Annotated in this window: 19 protein-coding genes; 8 read left to right on the top strand and 11 right to left on the bottom strand. The window is 54.8% G+C overall.

What is annotated here, in order from left to right; all coding sequences use genetic code 11:
- Positions 1-258: 258 nt before the first annotated feature.
- The 7 genes from PMI31_RS10775 to PMI31_RS10805 form a co-directional block, all read right to left on the bottom strand.
- A complete protein-coding gene (locus tag PMI31_RS10775; protein WP_008018045.1) occupies positions 259-1,560 on the bottom strand; it encodes an MSMEG_0569 family flavin-dependent oxidoreductase in 1,302 nt (433 codons plus the stop codon).
- 50 nt (positions 1,561-1,610) lie between these two features.
- Positions 1,611-1,946 (bottom strand): MSMEG_0570 family nitrogen starvation response protein, encoded by a 336-nt coding sequence (locus PMI31_RS10780; protein ID WP_008018046.1) that lies wholly within the window; start codon positions 1,944-1,946, stop codon positions 1,611-1,613.
- Between the two features lies 1 nt (position 1,947).
- Complete coding sequence (locus PMI31_RS10785; RefSeq protein ID WP_008018048.1) at positions 1,948-2,979, bottom strand: sll0787 family AIR synthase-like protein; 1,032 nt, start codon at positions 2,977-2,979, stop codon at positions 1,948-1,950.
- Entirely contained in the window at positions 2,972-3,532 is a 561-nt protein-coding gene (locus PMI31_RS10790; RefSeq protein ID WP_008018049.1) for an MSMEG_0567/Sll0786 family nitrogen starvation N-acetyltransferase, read from the bottom strand. The genes PMI31_RS10785 and PMI31_RS10790 overlap by 8 nt, the downstream gene beginning before the upstream one ends.
- A gap of 14 nt (positions 3,533-3,546) precedes the next feature.
- Complete coding sequence (locus tag PMI31_RS10795; protein WP_008018050.1) at positions 3,547-4,629, bottom strand: MSMEG_0568 family radical SAM protein; 1,083 nt, start codon at positions 4,627-4,629, stop codon at positions 3,547-3,549.
- Entirely contained in the window at positions 4,616-5,593 is a 978-nt protein-coding gene (locus PMI31_RS10800) for a Nit6803 family nitrilase (protein ID WP_008018051.1), read from the bottom strand. The genes PMI31_RS10795 and PMI31_RS10800 overlap by 14 nt, the downstream gene beginning before the upstream one ends.
- Before the next feature lie 122 nt (positions 5,594-5,715).
- On the bottom strand, positions 5,716-6,198 hold the full coding sequence (locus PMI31_RS10805; RefSeq protein ID WP_007969977.1) for an MSMEG_0572/Sll0783 family nitrogen starvation response protein: 483 nt from the start codon (positions 6,196-6,198) through the stop codon (positions 5,716-5,718).
- 242 nt (positions 6,199-6,440) lie between these two features.
- On the opposite strand from PMI31_RS10805, the gene PMI31_RS10810 reads away from it, so the two are divergent.
- The 7 genes from PMI31_RS10810 to PMI31_RS10840 all read left to right on the top strand — a co-directional run bounded on the left by PMI31_RS10810 (position 6,441) and on the right by PMI31_RS10840 (position 15,776).
- Positions 6,441-8,342, top strand: coding sequence for a sigma 54-interacting transcriptional regulator (locus PMI31_RS10810; RefSeq protein WP_008018052.1), 1,902 nt, complete (start codon positions 6,441-6,443; stop codon positions 8,340-8,342).
- Between the two features lie 262 nt (positions 8,343-8,604).
- The gene (locus tag PMI31_RS10815) at positions 8,605-9,465 is read left to right on the top strand and encodes a Pnap_2097 family protein (protein WP_008018053.1); all 861 of its coding nucleotides are present in this window, start codon (positions 8,605-8,607) and stop codon (positions 9,463-9,465) included.
- Complete coding sequence (gene scpA, locus PMI31_RS10820) at positions 9,462-11,528, top strand: methylmalonyl-CoA mutase (RefSeq protein ID WP_008018054.1); 2,067 nt, start codon at positions 9,462-9,464, stop codon at positions 11,526-11,528. Before PMI31_RS10815 ends, scpA begins: the two co-directional genes overlap by 4 nt.
- 553 nt (positions 11,529-12,081) lie before the next feature.
- Entirely contained in the window at positions 12,082-13,029 is a 948-nt protein-coding gene (locus tag PMI31_RS10825) for a D-2-hydroxyacid dehydrogenase family protein (RefSeq protein WP_008018055.1), read from the top strand.
- A 64-nt stretch (positions 13,030-13,093) separates the two neighbouring features.
- Complete coding sequence (locus PMI31_RS10830; RefSeq protein ID WP_008018057.1) at positions 13,094-14,380, top strand: SLC13 family permease; 1,287 nt, start codon at positions 13,094-13,096, stop codon at positions 14,378-14,380.
- Between the two features lie 193 nt (positions 14,381-14,573).
- Entirely contained in the window at positions 14,574-14,834 is a 261-nt protein-coding gene (locus PMI31_RS10835; RefSeq protein WP_008018058.1) for a DUF2790 domain-containing protein, read from the top strand.
- 96 nt (positions 14,835-14,930) lie between these two features.
- The gene (locus tag PMI31_RS10840) at positions 14,931-15,776 is read left to right on the top strand and encodes a LysR family transcriptional regulator (RefSeq protein ID WP_008018059.1); all 846 of its coding nucleotides are present in this window, start codon (positions 14,931-14,933) and stop codon (positions 15,774-15,776) included.
- Between the two features lie 309 nt (positions 15,777-16,085).
- On the opposite strand, the gene tnpB is transcribed toward PMI31_RS10840, so the two are convergent.
- Both tnpB and PMI31_RS10850 read right to left on the bottom strand, forming a co-directional pair.
- A complete protein-coding gene (gene tnpB / locus PMI31_RS31860; RefSeq protein ID WP_147432530.1) occupies positions 16,086-16,250 on the bottom strand; it encodes an IS66 family insertion sequence element accessory protein TnpB in 165 nt (54 codons plus the stop codon).
- A gap of 989 nt (positions 16,251-17,239) precedes the next feature.
- On the bottom strand, positions 17,240-18,541 hold the full coding sequence (locus PMI31_RS10850; protein WP_008018061.1) for a cation:dicarboxylate symporter family transporter: 1,302 nt from the start codon (positions 18,539-18,541) through the stop codon (positions 17,240-17,242).
- A 482-nt stretch (positions 18,542-19,023) separates the two neighbouring features.
- Here PMI31_RS10850 and PMI31_RS10855 point away from each other — a divergent pair, with 482 nt between their 5' ends.
- Positions 19,024-20,436 carry an MmgE/PrpD family protein gene (locus PMI31_RS10855; RefSeq protein WP_008018062.1) on the top strand — a complete coding sequence of 471 codons (1,413 nt, stop codon included), beginning with the start codon at positions 19,024-19,026 and terminating at the stop codon, positions 20,434-20,436.
- 112 nt (positions 20,437-20,548) lie between these two features.
- Here PMI31_RS10855 and PMI31_RS31065 read toward each other — a convergent pair whose 3' ends face one another.
- Both PMI31_RS31065 and PMI31_RS31070 read right to left on the bottom strand, forming a co-directional pair.
- On the bottom strand, positions 20,549-20,944 hold the full coding sequence (locus PMI31_RS31065) for a hypothetical protein (protein ID WP_177323562.1): 396 nt from the start codon (positions 20,942-20,944) through the stop codon (positions 20,549-20,551).
- Positions 20,945-21,014: 70 nt separating this feature from the next.
- Positions 21,015-21,173 (bottom strand): hypothetical protein, encoded by a 159-nt coding sequence (locus PMI31_RS31070; protein WP_177323563.1) that lies wholly within the window; start codon positions 21,171-21,173, stop codon positions 21,015-21,017.
- Between the last annotated feature and the right edge of the window lie 538 nt (positions 21,174-21,711).

The following is a 21,711-nucleotide window of genomic DNA, read 5'->3' on the forward strand; positions in this document are numbered from 1 at the left end:
GTTGGATTTTCCTCCCGGAGCGCTCATGAACCCGATGGCGTATCTAGTACTGTGCCTACAACTGTTGACACCGCCTCATGCGGCTCGTCCTCCGGAGATCGTGATGGATACGAGAACGATCCTGCCTTGGGCGGGCTTCGGTCATCCTCCAGATCCCCAGCACCCGGATGCACGATAAACTTTGTTTCAGCCATCCACGGTGCTAGAAGCAAACGCCTCTGGCCTGCTCACACAAGCCAGAGGATTTGGTGGTCTGCCCTACCCTGCCACTAAACGTCGTTTCCGTGAGGTGCCTTCAAGCGCTCCCTCGATAATGTGCTGCACCAGGTACTCCGCGTCCCGCGCTACACCCGAGAAACGTCCTGATCCCCAGGTGTACAACCACGGCAATCCAAGAAAGTACAAACCAGACTGTGCCGTTACTCCGCGTTGGTGGCCAGGATGGCCACGCCCATTGAAGACCGGTGCCTCGACCCAAGTGAAATCCGGACTGAAGCCAATACACCAGATGATGCTGGTGATGCCCTCGCTCACCAGGTCCAGCTCACTACGCTCCTGCACGGGTACCCAACTCGGCTGGTAGCGCTCGCCGGAAGGCGCATCAATCCCTTGTTGCTCGATGTACTTGTCGATCGAGCCGTTGATCCGGTTGTACACCGCATCGGCGTTGTCCAGATTCTCGGCCAGGTTGTTCGCGAACTGCAGGCGTGTACCTTGCAAGCCGTCGAGCCGACCGAACAGCTCCATGCCTTCGCGGGCAAAGTTGCGCAGGTCAATATCACGGCCACCATCGCGACCGGTCACGTAGTGGTTGGTGTTATCGCGCACGCCTTCACGCAACGGATGGGTATCAACGCCAATCTCGTAGTAACCCATTTCCGCCAGCCAATCGACCACGTCCTTGCCCCGGTAGAAACGTGCGCAACGTGGCGCATCACCGACAGCCAGATAGACTTTGCGCCCGGCCAGGTGCAAGTCCTCGGCGATTTGCGCACCCGACTGCCCGGAGCCAACGACCAGCACATTGCCGATGGGCAAGGCCTGCGGATTGCGGTATTGCTCGGAGTGAAGCTGATGAATACCCGCCGGCAAGCGTTCGGCCAGGCGCGGGATGATCGGTGTGTGATAACCGCCCGACGCGACAATCACCTGATCGGCGGTGAATTCGCCTTGCGAAGTATGCACCTCGAAACCACCTTGGGTTCGAGGCACCACGCGCTGGACCGTGACACCTTCACGGGCCGGAGCATTGACCGATTTGACGAATCCGGCCAGGTATTCGTTGATCTCGTCCTTCTTCATGAACCCATGAGGATCGCTGCCGTTGAAGCCGTCTGTGTAACTGTAGCCAGGCAATGCGCATTGCCAGTTGGGCGTCACCAGACTGAAGGCATCCCAGCGCTGATTGCGCCAGGTGTGGGTCAGGCTGTGTTTTTCCAGGACCAGATGATCGATGCCCTGCTGTTGCAGGTAGTAGCTGGCGGACAACCCGGCCTGACCGCCGCCGACGACGATCACGCTGTGGTGTGGAGTTTTGATTGAAGTGAGGTGGCTGGTCATGGGGTGCTCCGGTACTGGGTAACGAAAGGGTTAAGGGAAAAATCGATGAATCAGAATGAACCCCAGCCGGTGCCGAACACCTGACCGGCGCCTTCGGTACGCATGCTCAGAATGTCCACCTGGCCATCGGCGAGGGCTGGATCAACTAGGTAACTGGCCTGGCCCTTGAGGGAACTCAAGGTGTCCATCGCCGAACTGCAATAGAAACCCTTGACCTGCTTGACCCGTTCCGAGGCATTGTTCAATGCGCTTTCGATGCGTTGCAGAAAGTCCGTCAGCGGGTAACTGGCGCCCTCCTCCAGGTATTGATAGATCACGGTCGAAGGCGAATAACCGGTCGCTTCCCGGCCATTGGGCCAGCGGATTTTGAAATTGACGGCGGGCATGTCAGTGCTCCTGTTGATTAGGTTTTAAAGCGGTCAGATCGAGATGGGGATAGCTGAAGCCGGTAAACGGCTGCTCGCGCAGGTTCCAGAAGTCGCCGTGTTGTGCGCCGGACTGGACACGCAACGTGCCACTGGCGTTGACCTGGCCAATGCGTTCGCAGCGCACGCCTTCAAAGGCAAAAGCGCTCTGCACTTGCGGCCAGTCACGCTCATCCAGCGTCATCAAAAAGCCATAGCTGGGAAACACCTGAAGCCAGCGAGCGAGATCGGCATCCGGCGGGCACGGCAGCGACGCCAGGTCGATGGTCGCGCCGCAGCCGGTGGTTTCCAGCAACATCAACAGGCTGCCGAGGACACCGGCGTTGCTGATGTCTTTAGCCGCGTGCAGGCGCTCGGCTTCAGCCAGGCGCGGCAGCACATCGAGCTTGCTGCGCAAGCGTTCGGCGCGTACGCCATCGAAGGCTTTCCAGTACGTGCTGTTGGCATGCCAATGCCCTTCAAGGTCCACCGCCATGGCGATGACCTGGCCGGGACCGACATGCAAGGTCGACAGTAATTTTCGGGCGCTGCCGGTAATGGCCACCGCCAGCGCAGCTGGATTACCCGCCGTGAGGCTGGTGTGCCCACCGGCCAGCAGCAAACCATAGGCCTCGCAAGCAGCGCGAATACCCTTGAGGATTTGCTGCGCGGCCGCGTCGTCGTGATGCCAATAAGCGTTGACCACCGCCGTGGCGCGACCGCCCATGGCGGTGATGTCGCTGACATTGGCCATGACCGCCGACCACCCGGCAAACCACGGTGCCGCCTCGACGAAGGCCGGCAACATGCCTTCGATGGCCAGCAGCTGAAAATGATCGCCACAGGCAATCGCTGCCGTGTCATCGCCGGGCAGGGCGTAAAGTTGCTCGCGGGTCAGCGCTTGTGTTGCGCTGCCGATAACGGCCGCAGGTTGCTGGATCGCCTGTTTCGAGCGCATCGCTGGGGTGTTGCGCAAGGTCTCGAGCAGCGCGGGTAAATCAACGACGTCAGTCATGGCGAGCCACCTTCAGCGCACGTAACGACACTTGGCGCGGCATCAACGGGTAGCTCGGCAAATCCGCCTGCATCAGGTAATGCGGCTGGCCGAGCAATTCCAGTTGTTCGAGGGTTTGCCAGCTCAAGCCGTGAAAGTAGGTTTCGTTTTGCGTCTGTACAGTGGCGCGAAACATCTCGCAACCCAGGTCCTTGGCCCGAGACACCGCTTCATTGACCAGCGCCCTACCAATCATGCTGTGCCGCCGATACGCCGGCGCTACGCACAAGCGTCCGCCGTACCACAAACCCGGCTCTGGCTGATAGATGCGCACCGCACCGACCACCTGATCAGCGATGCCGCAATTGCCGGCCAAGGCGACGATGGCGATCGCCTGGAAATCATGGCTGTCTTTGTCCTGCACCAGCAGTTGTTGCTCATCGGAAAACACCGAACGGCGCAGGGCGAAATAGGCCTGTTTCTCCCAGTGTTCGCTGGCGGGTTTGACCAGCAATTCACCGGCACGGAACGGTTCGAACGTGCTGTCGACCAAAGCAAAGGCGAGATTCAGCATGGGTGTTCTCCGGCTTATTCGTAGCTTTTCAGGGCCGAGCACGCGCCGCATTTGGCGCACCCAGCGTTGATCTGATCGGAGTGCAAACCGTGGCGACGTAGGCTGGCGCCGATCTGCGGGTAGAGCCTGGCCATCATCGCGCTGTCGGGTTTCGGGTGATGAGCCAACGGTGTGCCATCGATGGGTACGAACGGCACCACGAACGGGTACACACCCAGCGCGCATAAACGCTCGCTCATTTCACTGATCGCTGCTTCGCTGTCACCCAGGCCGGCGAGGATGTAAGTGCTGACCTGGCCACGGCCAAACACTTCGACCGCCGCACTGAAGGCTTCGAAATAACGGCTCAACGGGACTTCGGCCTTGCCCGGCATGATCCGTTGGCGCACTTCATCGGTGACCGCTTCCAGGTGCATGCCGAGCGACACTACGCCGCTGTCGGCCAAGCGTTGGAACCAGTGATCGTCGTCCGGCGGCTCGCACTGGGCCTGAATAGGGAGATCGACGGCGGCTGTGACCGCCGCGGCGGATTCACACAAAATCGCCGCGCCACGGTCCGGGGTTTGTGGAGTGCCGGTGGTCATCACCATATGCTTGACGCCGTCGAGTTCCACTGCAGCTTTTGCCACTTCGGCCAGTTGCTGCGGACGTTTTCGGGCAATGGTCTTACCCGCTGCCAGCGACTGGCCGATGGCGCAGAACTGGCAGGAACTGCCGCGGTCATTGAAGCGAATGCAGTGCTGCAACACCGTGGTAGCGAGTACATCACTGCTGTGCAACGTGGCTATTTTCCAATAAGGGATACCGTCGGCAGTGCTCAAACCATAGAACTTCGGCACGCCTGGCATCTGCACTTGACCGACCTGCAGGCCTTCGCGAAAGATCAGCGCCTGGCTGCCATCGGCGCTGGGTTGCGCTTGATAGGGTGAATCCTGCGAGGCCTGATTGAGGATCGGCACCATCATGGTCCGGCTGCCAAAACTCAGCGCCTTGTGATCCGACGGTCCCGCGCCACCTTGCCGGGACAAGCCGTTCTGCGCAGCCGGCCAACGCACGCCATGGCATTGCAGTTCAGCGAGCAATTCATTGGTTTGCATGATCGGACTCCTCGTCGGCAACCGATGCAAAGTGGCCGCCGCGCTCATGGACATGCGCCGTGGGCGTGCGGTCGATCAACAGGCTGAGCAACTCCGGACGGCTGTAGTGCCCGACCGAATCCATCATGCGTTTGCGCTTGTCGATCAGTGCCAGATCGAGGTCGGCAATCACCACGCCTTCGCCGGAACGCAGCGGTTCTCCGAGCAATTTGCCTTCGGGAGAGACGATGGCGGTGAAGCAGCCACCCGAGATCGGGCCGAGGCCGCAACCGGTGTCATGCATGATCTGGCCCTGCTGATCGGCATCCAGCCATGCGGTGGCGTTGACCACGAAGCAGCCGGATTCCAGGGCGTGATGGCGGATGGTGACTTCGATTTGCTCGGCAAAAATATCGCCCACCAAGGAGCCGGGAAACATCGCAGCGTGGATCTGCTCGCCGTCCGCCATCAAGGCGTAACGGGCCAGCGGGTTGTAATGCTCCCAGCAGGCCAGCGAGCCTATGCGCCCCACGGCACTGTCGATCGCGCGCAGTCCCGAACCATCGCCCTGACCCCAGACCATGCGTTCGTGGTAGGTCGGGGTGATCTTGCGTCGATGCTGAATCAGGCTGCCGTCGGCATCGAACAGTAATTGCGCGTTGTAGATCGTGCCGCCATCGCGTTCGTTGACGCCGATGGAAACGACCATCCCCGCTTGCTTGCAGGCCTCGCCAATCGCCAGCGTGGCGGCGGATGGCACCGTGACCGATTGATCGAGCAATTTGAGGTGCTGTGCGCCCATGGCAAACGCCGGTTGCACAAACGAAAAGTACGGGTAGTAAGGCACCACCGTTTCCGGAAACACGGCGAACTGCACGCCTTTTCGACCGAGTGCGATGATCTGTTGGCAGACCTTGTCCACGGTGCCTTCGCGGCTGTAAAGCACCGGGCTGATTTGTACGGCGGCTGCGCGAATAATGGCCATGAGGGGTCCTGAGGTCAGTAGTGTTTGTAAGATCGACAACGGTCCTGTAGGAGCTTGCTTGCGATGCGGGCGGTGCGGTGTATCAGACGCACCGCCATCGCGAACAAGCTCGCTCCTACATATCAGGCCGTCCAGGTATCGATAATCATCGCGCCCTCACGGCGCATCAGCAGGCGCAGGTCCATTACGTCCAACGGATTGATCGGGCGGATGCCTTCGATCAGGGCTTTTTCGGTCTGCCCGTACAGGGCTTGCAGGGCGAAGCGGCAGGCGTAGACCTCACCGCCCTCTTCCATGAATTGAATGAGCTGCTTGTTGACCGCCAGGTGACCGGGGAAGGCTTCGGCACCCAGCGTCGGGAAACCGCGCTGCACACCCAGTTGCACACCCGGCCCGTACAGCAGAATCTTAGTTTCGAAGCCTTTGCGCAGCAGGCGTTTGGCCTGAAGCATATTTACCAGGCCAATGGAGCCCTCGAAGGCGATGGTGTGGAAGGTGATCAGGACTTTTTCGCCGGGCTCGGCCTTGATGTCTTCGAAGACTTTCTCTTCGTAATTGACCAGGAAGTCGCCGTCTTTGTAATGGGGGATGTCCACGGTTGGCATAGTGTCGCTCTCCAGTTGCTTCGTGCTTGAACGCCAGCCTGTGTTGGCTGCCGGGTTACAGGAGAGAGAGCGAATGCCGTGCCAGGAAATAAAATTATTTTCTGTGCAGTGGTAAGTGATTGATTAGGTTACGAATGACAATCTGATCCGGTTTTATATTGCGCATCTGATGCTATCGGTGAATCACGCATTCCCGTAGAAATACGAATATTCGTAGCGGCCAATCACGAGACTTCGTAGCCATGACTGAAACAGACTCTCTCAACGGCTGGGCCGATCTGGCGTATTCGTCGCGGCACATGGTGTTCGAGCATTGCGCCGAGGCCATCGCGCTGCTCAACCCGTTTTCTGATCGGCTGGGTGACCTGAACATTGCTGCCTGTAAGTTGCTCGGCTACCCGCGTCAGGAGTTGCTGGAGCTACCGGTGAGCAAGCTGTTCGGCCATCAATTGGCCGACCTGATCGTGTTCACCCAGGCAGTGATGGACAAAGGTCGTGGCTGGACCGAAGAGTTGAGCTGCAACTGCAAAAGCGGCGAGCGCATCGAGCTGGAAATCTCCGCCACCACCTTGCAGATCAAGGGTGAGCAGCACTTGATTCTGGTGATGCGCGAGTTGAGTCATGAAAAGTACCAGCGCGACCAGGCGCATACCGAGCGCACCATGCGCGGCGGGCTGATCGAGTGGCGCAACATTCTCAACCTGTTTCAGGAAAGCGAGCGCGATAACCAGCTGTTGCTCAGTTCGGTGGGCGACGGCATCTACAGCATCAACAGCGAAGGCCTGGCCACCTTCGTCAACCCGGCCGGCGCGCGTATGTTGGGCTGGGAACCCCAGGACATGATCGGCAAGAACATCCATCGCATTCATCACCATACCCACGCCGACGGCAGCCATTACCCGGTCGAAGAGTGCCCAATCTACAAGGCCGTGCGCGACGGCGTGGTTCATGAAGGTCGCCAGGAAGTGTTCTGGCGCCGTGACGGCAGCTCGTTCCCGGTGGAATTCACCAGCACGCCGGTGATATCGGACGGCCGAATCGTCGGCGCGGTGGTGGTATTTCGCGACATCACCGAGCGGCGCAGTACCGAAAACCAACTGCAAAATGCCCTCGATGAACTCAAGGTCCTCAAGGATCGCCTGGAGGAGCAGAACGCCTACTTGCAGGAAGAGATTCATATCGAACACAACTTCCGCGAGATCGTCGGCCAGAGCGAGCCGATCAAAAAAATCATCAAACAGATCGACGTGGTCGCCCCCACCGATGCCAGCGTGTTGATCAACGGCGAGTCGGGGACGGGAAAGGAACTGATCGCTCGCGCCATCCATCAGGCCAGCCGTCGTAATGCCAGCCCGCTGATCCGGGTCAATTGCGCGGCGATTCCTGCCGAATTGTTCGAAAGCGAATTCTTCGGGCACATTCGCGGTGCCTTTACCGGCGCTGTGCGAGATCGCGTCGGGCGCTTTGAACTGGCCGATGGCGGTACGCTGTTTCTCGACGAAATCGGCGAAATCCCGCTGGAGCTGCAAAGTAAACTGCTGCGGGTTTTGCAGGAAGGCCAGTTCGAACGGGTCGGCGAAGAACGCACCCGCAAGGTCGATGTGCGGATCATTGCCGCGACCAATCGCGATCTGCGCCAGGAAGTCGCTGCGAAGCATTTTCGTGAAGACTTGTATTTCCGGCTCAACGTTTTCCCGATCCAGTCTCCGGCGCTGCGTGAACGTCCGATTGATATTGCGCCCCTGGCGGCGCACTTCCTCAAGCAGACCGGCAAGCGCCTGAACATGCCAGGGCGGCGCTTGCGTAACAGCGATATCGAGCGGCTGCAAAGCTACTCCTGGCCGGGGAATATTCGCGAACTGCAAAACGTCATTGAGCGCGCGCTGATCACCTCCGTCGGGGCGGATCTGAACCTGGACTTACCCGACGAACCTAAAACCACCGTCACCCAAAAGCCTTTCCCCTCGTCCCAGATCATGACTGACGCGCAGATTCGGGAGCTGGAGCGCAACAACATGAAGGCCGCGCTCAAGGCCTCCGACGGCAAACTGTTTGGAAAAGGTGGCGCAGCCGAACTGCTGGGCCTGAAACCCACGACCTTGGCGTCGAGGTTCAAGCGGCTGGAAATCAAGTTGGAGAACTGATTCGATCGTGGGCATGGTTTGGCACTTGACCACGCAATCTCGTAAAAGCCTCTACGAAAATTCGTATTTCCACGCAATTACGTAATTTCTGCGACGCCATCAGCGATGCCCTGGCGTATCGGACACTAAAAAATAATATTTATTATCAAATAGTTAGCGACTAGCTTGAAACCATCAACGTGCTGGCACGACCTTCGCTTCTGAGTGCTGCAACCGATAAGCCAAACGGGCCATCGATAACAGCAGATCCAGGATGCCTACCATGCCGACAACCTCTGCTTTCACCGTCTCACGTTCAGAAACCTACCTGGCTTCGATGCCCAACCTGGCCTTCACCGGCCTGTCGGAAAACTGGTTATTGAAAGAATGCGGGCATCAACATTGGCTCGCACTGGCCCAACTGCATGATCGGCCTCTGCCTGATTTCGTGGATGAGCAAGGGCGCATCGCCTATGCCGCGTTCACCGCAGTCAAAACATGGAATTTACAGCTGGAAGCCATCATCGAGAATCGCTCGTTCCAGATTCATACGCGGATCGGGCGCGGTGGACAGGCCCGGCATTACAGCGAACATGAGGTTAGACTGGGTGATCGCCTTGTGGGGCAACTGGCATTGCTGTCCACCTTTGTGAGCCGTCAAGTACCGGGCGATAATCGCAGTGTCAGCAAAGCATGTTTGAACGGCACTCAAGTACCCGCGACCCCGCTACCTGAGGCGTTGCAAGCACTGCAAGCCGACAATCGTCGAATACGCAGCGGCGACTGGTGCAGTCATTTCGGCATTGACCGTCAATCAACCGAAGCGCGCGTGTTTGATTTTACGCCCTGCCCTGACATCGACTTCAACGGTGCCGACCTTCTGTACTTCGCCAACTTTCAGGCCCTGGTCGAACGTGCGGAATGGGCACTATTGGGATTGCGCCACCCCGGCCACATTCGTCAACGCGAGCTGCACTTCTACGGCAACCTCAATATCAGCGACAGCGTGCAGCTCAGACTGCACACCTGCCAGTCAGGTCATCGAGAGTTGCACTGGTGTGAAGTGTATCGGCGCAGCGACCTCTTCAAGCTGGCTGACATTTTCACCCGGAAAATCCACCTCTCCGATTGCAGCCGACCATGAGCCATCCTCCTCTCTGGCGGCCCGAAGGCCTGCGACTCAAGCCGGTGTACCACGGCAGTGACCTGGACGGTCTCGAGCACCTGCACAGCCTGCCCGGCAAAGCGCCTTTTGTGCGCGGCCCCTATTCGAGCATGTACCCGGAAAAACCTTGGACCGTGCGCCAGTACACCGGATTCGCGAGTGCCGACGCCAGCAATCAGCGTCTGCGGCAACGTTTGTCCGAGGGCGCAACGGGTATATCACTGGCCTTCGATCTGCCGACTCATCGCGGTTACGACTCAAGTGATCCGCAATGGCAGGCGGATGTCGGCAAGACTGGTGTCGCCATCGATAGCGTCGAGGACATGGCCGAACTGCTTGACGGCATAGCTCTGGACCAGGTGTCGGTGTCACTTACCATGAGCGGCGCAGTGCTGCCGGTGTTGGCAGCGTTCATCGTTGCCGCAGAAGAATCTGGCGTCGCTGCGACTCAACTCAGCGGCACGATCCAGAACGATATTCTCAAAGAGTTCACGGTACGCAACACCTACATTTTTTCGCCAGAACCCTCAATGCGCATTACCACGGACGTGATCGGCTACTTGAACGAACACGTGCCGCGGTTCAACCCGATTTCGGTGTCCGGCTATCACTTTCAGGAGGCCGGTGCGGATGCGGTGCTGGAGCTGGCATTGACCTTGGTCAACGCCAGAACCTATGCCGAGGAGGTGCAAAAAAGCGGGCTGGACCTGCAAAGTTTCTGTGAACGAATCAGTTTCTTTTTCGGCATCGGCAGCGACTTTTTCACCGAAATCGCCAAGTGTCGCGCGGCCCGTCTGCTCTGGTCCGAAATCACCCAGGCCCTGGGCGTGCAGAGTGAAAAAGGCCGGGCACTGCGCATGCACTGCCAGACCTCAGGCTGGTCGCTCTGTGCTCAGGATCCGCTCAACAATGTTACGCGCACCACCGTCCAGGCCATGGCCGCGGTATTTGGCGGTACGCAGTCTCTGCATACCAACGCCTGGGACGAGGCCTTGACACTACCCAGTGAGGCCTCGTCGAGATTGGCCAGCAACACCCAGCACATCCTTCAACAGGAAACCGGACTCTGTGATGTGGTCGATCCTTGGGCTGGGTCCTACCTGATGGAATCACTGACAGCAAAAATAGCTTCGCTGGTTCGTCGACGAATCGCGGAGATGGATGCCCGGGGTGGCGTGCTGCAGTCGATAGAGTACGGTTGGATCAGTCAGGCCATTCATTTGCAAGCAATGGCCACCCAGGCCCGCCTTGACGGCGGGATTCAACGGCGCGTTGCTTTAAGCGAACAAGTACAGACAACGCAAGAAGGAGCGTCCGCCATCGACAGCCAGGCACTGCACGACCGTCAGTGCCAACGCCTGAGCCACTTGCGCCTGAGGCGCGACACTACTCGGGTTGAAGACCTTCTGCATTCGATTACTGAGTGCGCACGCTCGGGCCAGGGCAACTTGCTGGAGGCGACCGTGGCGGCTATCAGAGCTCGGGCGACATTGGGTGAATGCACCCAGGCACTGGAAATAGTCTGGCCACGATTTCGGCAGGACCTGAGCTTTCACCGCGGTCACTTTGGCCCCTCCGTGTGCAAACAACCTGGTTGGGCGCGGGTCGCTGCGTGCATCGCGAATTTTGCCTCTCACCATGGGCGGCCGCCCAGGATTGTTCTGAGCAAGCTGGGTCAAGACGGGCATGACCGAGGGGTTCGGCTAATGGCTGCGGCGCTATCCGATGCAGGCTTCCAGGTGCGCCTTCTGCCGCTGTTTCAAACGCCGATTCAATTACTTGAATCACTGGATGACGATAGCCCGGTGGACCTGATTGGAATTTCCAGCCTGGCCGGGGCACATCACGAATTACTCACTGAACTGTTGAACCTGTTGAACGAACGCGAACTCGACGTTTCGGTGGTGGTGGGAGGAATCATTCCGGACGCCGACGCGCGACAGTTACTGCGCTTGGGAGTCAAAGCTTGTTTTGGTCCTGGCCAGGACGTGATTGAAATTATTGAACACCTGGTCGATCTACTCGTGCCCCCACATTCGTAGCGCCATACATCAACTTGACTCCCCTTGGGCACCGAAGGTTTACCCTACTCCGCAAGATGCACCACGGGATAGCGAATGGGCGGTGACTCGCTTATTGACCTTAAACGATGACTGAAAGCTGCCAAGTCAACTGCGTCTCCACAGGAAACGAAAATACGCACTTGGCAAAATGAATAAATATGCAACTTCATTCATCGCTGACAACAAGCGATCGGCGGTACAAAGTTAATCACTCCGCTTACAAGGAGATTGAGACTTGTTGCATTCAGCATAATAAAAACTGTGTGAGCGCGACATCACTAACCTCCCCACACAACTAATAATACGCTTTAATCCTTATCTCGCATGACTTGGAACCTAAAGGTGGAGTTAAATAGAATTGAGATTTTTCTGCCGTCTGACAACGTGGATGCCATTGTTGACCAAGCTACCGCTCTTGATTTTTTTGCAATCGAGACTGGCAAAAAACTCAGTTGTCTGTATTGGGTGTACTGGCTAACTTGGACGATAGATCACCGCCCGAGTTACTCCCTAAACTATTAGGAATATGAAAATGCGAATTGCCGTCCTTAATGATATTCACCATGCCTACGAAAATACCGCTGGTATCCGCCGATTGCGTGAACACGCTCAGGTCAAGATCTTCACTGGACCTATTAGCGGGCCGAGCGATTTGAGAGGTTTTGATGCGGTCATTGCCAATCGTGAGCGGACCTTGTTCACTGCGGAGTTTTTGGAACAATTGCCAGATCTTCGTATTATCGCTCAAACGGGCAATCATGCTTATCATATCGATCTGGAAGCCGCGCAAAAGCTGGGTATCGTGATTGCCAAAGCAACAGGGGGGTTCTGCACCAGTGCGGGTGAATTCACCTTCGGATTGATGATGGCGTTGATGAGAGAAATCCCATGGGTCGACAACGCGGTCAAAAATGGTGATTGGCCGACGCCCATGACGCGAGTGCTGCGCGGCAAAACGCTGGGCATTGTAGGTATGGGCAATATCGGTCGTTACGTAGCGCAGGTTGCCCAAGTGTTTGGCATGAATGTCGTCGCTTGGGGGCCCAGGCTTACAGCGGAAATCGCTACAGCGGTTGGAGCCAAGGCATTGGACCTGGATGAGTTGATGAAGCAGTCAGACATCGTTTCGGTTCATGCTACGTTGGCTGCAGAATCGAGAGGCCTGATTGACGCACGACGTTTGGCCTTGATGAAACCATCAGCCTACATTGTCAATACCGCACGCGGCCCCATTATCGATGAAGCCGCGCTTGTGCACACTCTTGCAGAAGGTCGTATAGCTGGCGCAGCACTGGATGTATTCGATCAGGAACCCCTGCCTAAAGGGCATGCCTTGACTGGCCTCTCCAATGTAATCCTCACTTCCCATATCGGCTGGCCGACCGATGAGATGTATGCGCAATTCGCTGACGCCGCTGCTGACGCTTTGCTTGGATGGAAGCAAGGCGTTGATGTCCCGCGCTTCCTCCCTCACCACTAATACTCGCCCTTCCCCGGGGCCGATCGGTCCCGGTCAACAACAAGAATAAAAGGAAGAGGTTTCGATGCTTACTGTATTGATTTTATTAGCGATCGTGGCGTCCATCGGTATTGGCTATTGGCTAAACGTCAACACCGGACTCTTGGCGATTGTATTCGCCTATTTACTCAGCGTTTGCATACCCGGTATATCGCTGAACGATTTGGTCTCACTTTGGCCTACAAAACTGTTCCTAATCATCTTTGGTGTCACGTTTTTCTTCGGTTTTGCTATCGCAAACGGCACACTTGAGCAAATAGCAAACCGGGTCGTCTATGCGACACGCAATCGTCCTGCGATGATACCTTTTGCCTTATATGGACTGGTAATGCTGATTTCTGGCGTGGGACCAGGACACTACGCTGTATTTGTTTTTCTCTCCCCCCTAGTTATGGCAGTCGCAAGCAAAACCGGCATGAGTCGACTGCTGGGGGCTGTGATCGTTGTATGCGGCGGAATGGCCACTACTTTCAATAGCATTAGCCTCGGTGGTCGAGTAACCCAAGGAATCTTTGAACAAATGGGCTTCAACACCCCCACTGCGGAACTCTTTACACACCAATTATTGTTGGATTCACTAATCGTACAAACTGTAATCTTTGTTGCCTCCTATCTGTTGCTGCAAGGCTACAAGACCCGATGTTTAGTGGTGGATGCTCCGCCTCTATTAGATGCAGTGCAGCGTAAAACGGTCATTCTTGTGCTAGTCATATTGGGACTCGTCGTTATACCTAGCCTTTTGGCTGTAATTATCCCTGGACAAGGAATCTTCACAACTATCAGATCAGCAGTAGATCCAACATTCATCTCAATACTGGGTGTTGTCTTGGCGCTGATTTGCAAAATCGGAGATGAACGCATTGCCCTGACCAAAGTGCCGTGGTCAATCATCATATTGCTGTGTGGAATGGGAATGCTCATCTCCGTAGCAACGAAGGCTGGCACCATCGACGTTTTATCTCAATGGTTGGGATTACATGTTGGAAGTAACTCCGTGGTTTACGCCACCGGAATCTGCGCTGGGATTATGAGCTTTTTTTCAAGTACGCTTGGTGTAGTAATGCCAACGTTGTATCCGATCGTACCGGGCCTGGCTGCACAGACGGGCGTGGGTCCAACAGTCCTATTTTCCGTCATTACTTCCTGCGCAATCATGACTGGGTTCTCGCCGTTTTCTTCTGCAGGCGCCATGGCACTGGCAGGTGTCCAGGAAGATGCCGAGCGCAGCAGACTTTTCTATCAACTCTTCATGGTTCCGCTGTTAGGTATAATAGTTGTATTCGCATTGGCATTTCTGAGAGTGCTGGGATAAGTAATACTATTAAGACAGATACTCGGAGGCACGATGGTGAGGACCGGGCATGAGTGATGTTCCTTTGTGCAAAAATGCATAGAACGTGTGCAGGGATGGGGAATTTTCAGCATGGGGGTGTTTCATCAGAATGATCACAAGCCGACATGACGACGCTCATGAAGGTAAACAACGTGACTTCTGGAGAAATATCATGAAATTTATAACCACCCTTGGCACTCTGGTGATTGCAACCGTTAGCGCTTTTGCTTATGCAGACCAGGACACCGTGCCCCCCACCACCCCTTACAGCTATGCAATGAAGCTCGATGTGGCCAAGGTGATTGCCATGGATGAACCTGATTCCGCAACGTGCCAAGTGATCGAGGCGTATATGACCTACAGTACGACCGCAGGGAGTGTGAAACGAATCAGTTATCGAAAATTTGCCCAATCGTGCAACTTTCAGAACTGATGCTGTTTGTTAACCGCTCAATCGGAAGCCTAGCCGTGGCAATGTGGCGTTGCCACGTGACAGGCAGGCACCATAATCCGGCAAAGGACGTACGTGATGTTTGATTGGGAAGATCTGCGCTACTTCTCGGTGTTTGCTCAAGAACAGTCGTTATCCGCAGCAGCTCGCAGGTTAAAAGTTGATCACGCGACAGTAGCAAGGCGAATCAGTGCACTGGAATCGTCATTGAATCTTAAATTGGTAGACCGTCGCCCCAGGTCCTACGTGCTGACAGCGGACGGCGAACGAATTGCCATTTTGGGCAAACGCATGGAAGTCGAATCCTTTGCAGTGGAGCGCAGTGCGTTAGCAGGTCAGGTCGGGGTTGTCGGGGAGGTGACAGTCAGCGCGCCGCCTGCGTTGGCCTGTTCATTAATTGCTCCGCACCTAGGGAAACTTCGTCAGCAACATCCTCAACTTTCTCTGCAACTGCTGGGCAATTTAGGCAGCGCGTCCCTCACTCGTCGGGAAGCGGACATCGCTGTTCGCTTGAGCCGCCCTACAGAGCCCGACTTCGTCGCGCGAAAAATCACAACCATTCCGTTTGCCTTGTATGGCTCCGCCGATTATCTGGATCGGACACCCGCCGATCAGTTGACCTTCATCGCCTATGACGAAAGCATGGACCAAACCACTCAGCAGCTATGGTTGCTGAAACAAGCCGGTGATCGCCCAATTCTGCTACGCAGCAACGATCTGAACATTCAGGCAATGGCAGCGAAAGCAGGTGTCGGACTTGCAGCACTACCCTACTTCCTCGGCGAACAATATTCACTTCGGCCCACCGCCATTTTTGGGCCGGGACTAGAGCGCGAAGTATGGCTGGTGACTCATAGCGACATTCGTAGTAGCGCACCAGTGCAGTCTGTAATGACCTTCCTGACCCAATGTCTAGCCAGGTAATACATCACCGTCTGAGAGTATTTACACCACCGATTGGCGATTTTAACTAATTCCTCGAGAGACGACTTCAACAGACAGTCTTTAGTCACTAAAGATCGCGAAGATATGCCGTCATGAGCACTAAAGCCTATCCCTCCCTAAGCCCCCCATTCACTGCGTGAATCTACGTTGGGATTGCCTCGATCATCACTTGTGGCGGATTGGTTGAGATTCGGAAGCGAAGTCATTCCGACGACTTTGCCAGAGCAGCCTAATAGCGACGATAGGCTCATCGGACAATTACACGGCCTGGGCTGGTCGAGCCAGGCGTTATATGATGTAAATCGCGCTGCCTGGCCCAACTCTTTGCCAAGGCAAACGCAGCGCCAGGGCATGCAGTTGTTCGGCACCTAGTTCCATGTGAGAGCCGTGTCGAGAACCCGGCCACGAGAACTTGCCTTGATGCGGGCGGCGCGCCGCTAGCCAGATACCCACCCGTCGCCCATTTGCACTTTCTTGCGATTGACGCGGCGGTTAGCAAACAAATAAGCACAGTGCAGTTGCACCGCACCGAACACGGCGACCACACGCGCCAGAGCGGTTTCGGAACCGGCGCGCATGTCCATGGTATCGGGCGAGCCAGATGGAGTCGATGCGGATCATCGCAACAGGTCTCGAAGAAAGGTCGCGCAGGCAGGCGCTTTCGGTCGGCCAGTTCACTTTGACAGTGTCACGCGGGTGTGGGATTTCAACGCAGAAATTCGATGACGCAGCTTGCGAATTTGCTCCGGCTAGCTGCATGGGTAACGGAATAAAGCAGTTTGCAGTTCCGTGTTTTTTTGCGTTTACACTCGAATCAATTTGTGGACGAGGTTCGCGTTGAGGCTATGGCTCAGCGCGACACTGGCAATCGAGGCACTGGGCTGGGCGCACTCTTGAATAAATTGGACCTTGAAGGATTTGGAGTACCAGCTTAAAAGGCTAAAACTGGTGCCCACTTAAATATAAGCGCGTAGCTTGGCTTTGTAGGGTTGGGTAGATGACTTGGCCGGACGGATACGGGGTGGCAGCAGATAACCATATCGTCCGCGCACGCAATCCTTGCATGCAGACGTTTGGCGGAGTCAAGCTTTTCCTAGGCCAGAATGAAACGCCAGTAATAGACATTAGTTAACGGTTCGAAAAAAACGATCGCTGGGGGCGGCCACGGTGCGAGTGTTTGGCTTCATTGGTACATGGTGGCTTTCCGTCAATGATTTCGATAACGGACACGTCAAACCGTTGTTTGACAGCCGCAATACACTGCCACCCGGGAAGCACCGACGCAGACTCTTCCCCGTAAAGGCCTCGACATGGTGCACTTAATTTAAGTAGGCACACTGTCAGGCCTATTTTACGGATCCTTCCTGCATTCACACGTCGGTGAAATCGAGGCAGTCGTGCCAAATCACATTTCGAAAATCACTGGCCCGCGTCGAAGAAAATTAAAGGGCTGCATTGGGTGTTCGTCCAAGTGTGCGTTCATATTCAATCTGTGCGGTCTGTTCTGAAAACTCTCCCGCCCATCTAGATACCACTACGGTAGCCACACTATTACCGATTGTGTTGCAGATTGCATTCGCCATGGACATAAACCGATACACTCCAAAAATCAACGCGAGCCCCTCGACCGGCAACACCCCGATCGCGCTCACCGTTGCCGCGAAAACGACAAAACTGCCACCATTGACTGTTGCCGCTCCTTTGGATGTCAGTAGCATGATCGCTAGAATCCCTAGTTGCTGGTCCCAGCTGAGTGGAACGCCATAGGCATTGGCAATGAATAACATGCAAAGCGACATGTAAATCGAAGTGCCATCAAGATTAAACGCGTAGCCAGTGGGCAACACCAATCCGACGCTCTGCTTAGAGCAGCCAAATTTTTCAAGCTTTTGCAGAAGACGAGGTAGGGCACTTTCTGACGAGGCAGTGCCTAAAACGATTAGGATTTCGTCCTTGATGTACTTCAAGAATCGCCACAGACTGAACCCGGACATACGGCATATCACACCTAAAATTACAAAGATAAAAAAAGCGACAATGACGTAGAACATAAGTACAAGATTTGCCAACGACATCAATACGGCACTGCCGTTGCTCCCGACGGCGTAGGCAACGGAACCGAAGGCTCCGAGTGGAGCAAGTTTCATAATCAAGTTGATGAACTCAAAGAAGCATTCAGATATCCGAGTCAATCCGTCGTCAATGAAATTTCGACGTTCCGGCTTAAGAGCCAGAAGGGCGAAGCCAAATACCACAGAAATAACGAGCACCTGGAGCATTTGCCCACCTGAGAACGCACCCACAAAATTATCTGGAAAAATTCCAAAAAAGAACTCCATGGTCGATGTGGGGGCATGGGCCTTGGCTACAGCCGAGTTGGCCGCCGCCGTTGCAGCGCTACTGGGGTGGGCGCCATGCATGTTGGCACCGATATTAAGCAGATTGCCCCACAGGAGTCCTATGGCTAATGCGATCGTTGAAACAACTTCAAAATAAACTATCGCCCTCACGCCCACCTTACCGACTCGTTTAATATCGCCCGCGGAAGCGATACCCTGAACTACCGTAAAAAAGACCAAGGGGGCCACGGCAGTCTTTATTAGCTTCAGAAAGATATCTCCAAAGATTTTGAATTTAGTCGCTAGTTCTGGTGCGAAGAACCCTAAAGCGATTCCCAACCCCATGGCAGCGACAACCTGAAAAGTCAGGTTCTTGTAAACCGGCTTTCTTTTTTTTATGGTCATGCAAGTGCTCTCGTTATTATTGTAGCTGGAAAGTTATAATTAAGAACAACAGATTAATTCGGGTCTCGGGTCTCTGGTCTCAGATCTCGACGACAAAGGCTGAAATGGTCACGTGACGACTCAATTACAAAGTTAACGCACGCTGCTGACAATCGAGTTTTACGCCTCAGATGGTTGAGGAAAAATCAAGCTAGAGGGAGATCGGTTTTAAAGAGGATGGTTTAACTCCACTCTAGCAGTTGAGCTTTTTTCAAACGAATCAAGACTTTTAGTCGCTTGAGCTTGCGCGAGCATTGCTTGATGCTTCCCTGAGTCGGTTCGTAGTTTAGATAAGTGGCTCGAACGCATTAAAAAATTGCGGTGCAATGTTCTGATTCAGAAAAAATCCAAACTTAGGGGGCGTTTAAATAGTTCGCACGTTTGATAATTTTGGTTTCGGCAAACATCTGAAAAGCGAAAAATTACATTTCGGTTAGGGTATTATGGAAAATAAAAAAGAAAACATCACCTTTGAGTTGGCCTCTTTAGCAGTTAGCATCCGGTTAGAGAATATTCCTCCACACGTGCTGGGTATTGCTCGCCAAGCCGTACTTGACTGGCTGGGTGTCAGCATAGCCGGTGCCGATGAGTCAATTACAGATAAGCTTGTCGAGTTTATGGTGTCGGAAGGAGGTCTCCCTCGCTGCACTCTTATAGGCAGTCTGGATCGTCTTCCAGCCTCTGCGGCGGCGTCGATCAATGGCACGGCATCGCATGCGCTAGACTACGACGACGTAAATTTTTCCGTGCCTGGCCATGCCTCCGCGCCAGTGCTTGCAGCGGCGTTGGCGCTTGGCGAAGAACTCCATGCCAGCGGTGCACGCGTTTTGGAGGCGTTTATTGCCGGTTACGAAATTTCCTGTCGAGTTGGCCAGTTGATTGCACCTAATCATTATTCGAGCGGCTTTCACGCGACAGCAACAATGGGCTGTTTCGGAGCTGCTGCTGCGGCTTCTCGTTTGCTTGGACTTGACGCGGATGCTACGTCACGGGCGCTGGGGATTGCATCAACTCGTGCGGCAGGGTTGAAGGCAGCATTTGGATCTTCATGCAAGGCGTTGCAAGTTGGGGAGGCTGCACGTGGCGGTCTTGTAGCCGCAATGTTGGCTCAGAAAGGGGTAGATGTGCCGGAGGACATGATAGGTCATCGCCTTGGCTTCGCCCGGACGCACTCGTCCGATTGGGCTGAACTTTGCGCACTGAGGTCTCCTCGTTATGTAGCGGACTTCGCTGTGAAGACCACGGACGAAGCGCCTGTTTATGACTATCATCTGGAAACCAATCTTTTCAAATACCACAACTCATGTTACGAGACTCACTCAGCTATTGAATGCGCACTCTACCTCGCTCGCACTGAAAATGTAGAGGCATCCAATGTTGTTGCGCTAGATATTCGCGTGAATCCACATTGCGACGATATCTGTAATATTGCTTGTCCTTTAACGCCGCTGCAGGCCAAATTCAGCCTTAAACATACGGTGGCGATGGCCTTGCTCGGCAAAAACACAGCAGACCCAAGTGCTTTCAATGACGAAAACATAGCAGATCCACAGATTTTGGCTTTGCAAGAATTGACACAAGTGATTTTCGATCCGGGATTGCGAGTGCCGGAAACCATAGTGCGCATCAAGTTGCGGGACGGACGTGAAGTAGAGCGAAAACATGATTCGAGCCGTCCGGAAAATGACCTCAACGCGCAGAAAAAACGGCTCACGAACAAGTTCCGGGCATTATGTGAAGGGCATCTTCCCTTATCAAAAATTGAAGAGATAGAGCGGAAAGTTTTTGAATTAGAGTCCCTAGTTAACATTTGCGAATTGGTACGCCTAACTGCTAGAGCTACGCCTCAGCCCTAACATGGTTGCCAAAGATGCAAAGAGGTATTGTTACAGGGGATACCCGCTGCAGGCAACGGGGCGATAAACAAAAAGAATTTCAAGAAAAAACAGGACTCAGAGCTAATGCCGGTTAGTTAAGCTGACCGGCATTTTGTTTTTTATCGGATACAGGTTGAAGGTGACGTTGGGGCGCAAGACACGTGTGACCGCCGTTGGCTGACTGCAATTGGCTTTTGAAAATGCGTAGTCGTTCGAGCTTGGTCTTGCTGGTGAAGCCTTCGGTCTGGGATTTACGGATGAATTCATCCGCGCTAGCTGAGTACCGAGCCCACTCGAGCACGGGCAGCGTATGGTTTACATCGAGTTTGGGGAGTGGTCCGGTGATCAATGCAATCGCATCGTTTTGCAGATCAAACGTATCACTGGTGAAATCCGCCCAAGCCCCCTTCACCACTTGCGCAAACATTGAATCTTCAACGTCGCTGATCGTGATTTCGTGCTTAACCTGCGCGTAAAGCGTACTCACAGTGCTGTGCTCGTCGCCGGCTACGAGGACGAAGTCGTCGGTTTGAATTCCATCGTATTTGTTCTGAAACTTAATTTGCTGCGCCTTTGCATTGGACGGAAGGCAAGGCAGGGGCGAGCCAGCCAGCCAGCAACGCGACGGCAAAGGCGGCTTGCACACGAGTTTCGAAGTTAACCCCACCACCACCAGTTGAGAAAGGATTGCTTTGAGCCTTTAGATCATCATTCATGTCACGGTTTCCTAGTGGCAACTGGTGGTTTCGATGGCCGGCCTACACTGTTGGTTTTCATTTCCACTCGTTCAATGATTTACCACCGGTGGCTTGTAATCGCATTTTTCTCGGGTGAAGTCGGCGGGCACAGTCACTGATGTTTCAAAGAAGGTGCCAAAGTCAAAATCCTCCAAGCCATACCGTCGAGCCATGTATCGAACTCGTGTGTCTTGCTGATCACGTTGATCATAGCTGCGTCGCCGCTTACAGCTACTTGGTTGCGCGGAGTTTCTTTAAGTCATACGCCGGCAACCGGTCACCGTTCAACTCCTTCAGAACACACGTCAAACACTTGGAGCAACTCATGAAACCCGCCTTAGGACTGGGTCAGCCTCATGATCAAATCTCGGTTCAAACGCTTGGGTGGGCGCAAGTTGGCGGCCGATACGATGGGCAATCTTTCCTTACGTACTTACTATATGGCCCAGGGATCTTTCGCTCGTGTGAGAGACGTGTACGCGGAGCGCTATCTCGTGTATCGCCACTTCCTAGAGCT

Origin of the sequence: Pseudomonas sp. GM55 (assembly GCF_000282395.1) — a bacterium.
Lineage (GTDB): Bacteria > Pseudomonadota > Gammaproteobacteria > Pseudomonadales > Pseudomonadaceae > Aquipseudomonas > Aquipseudomonas fluorescens_CC.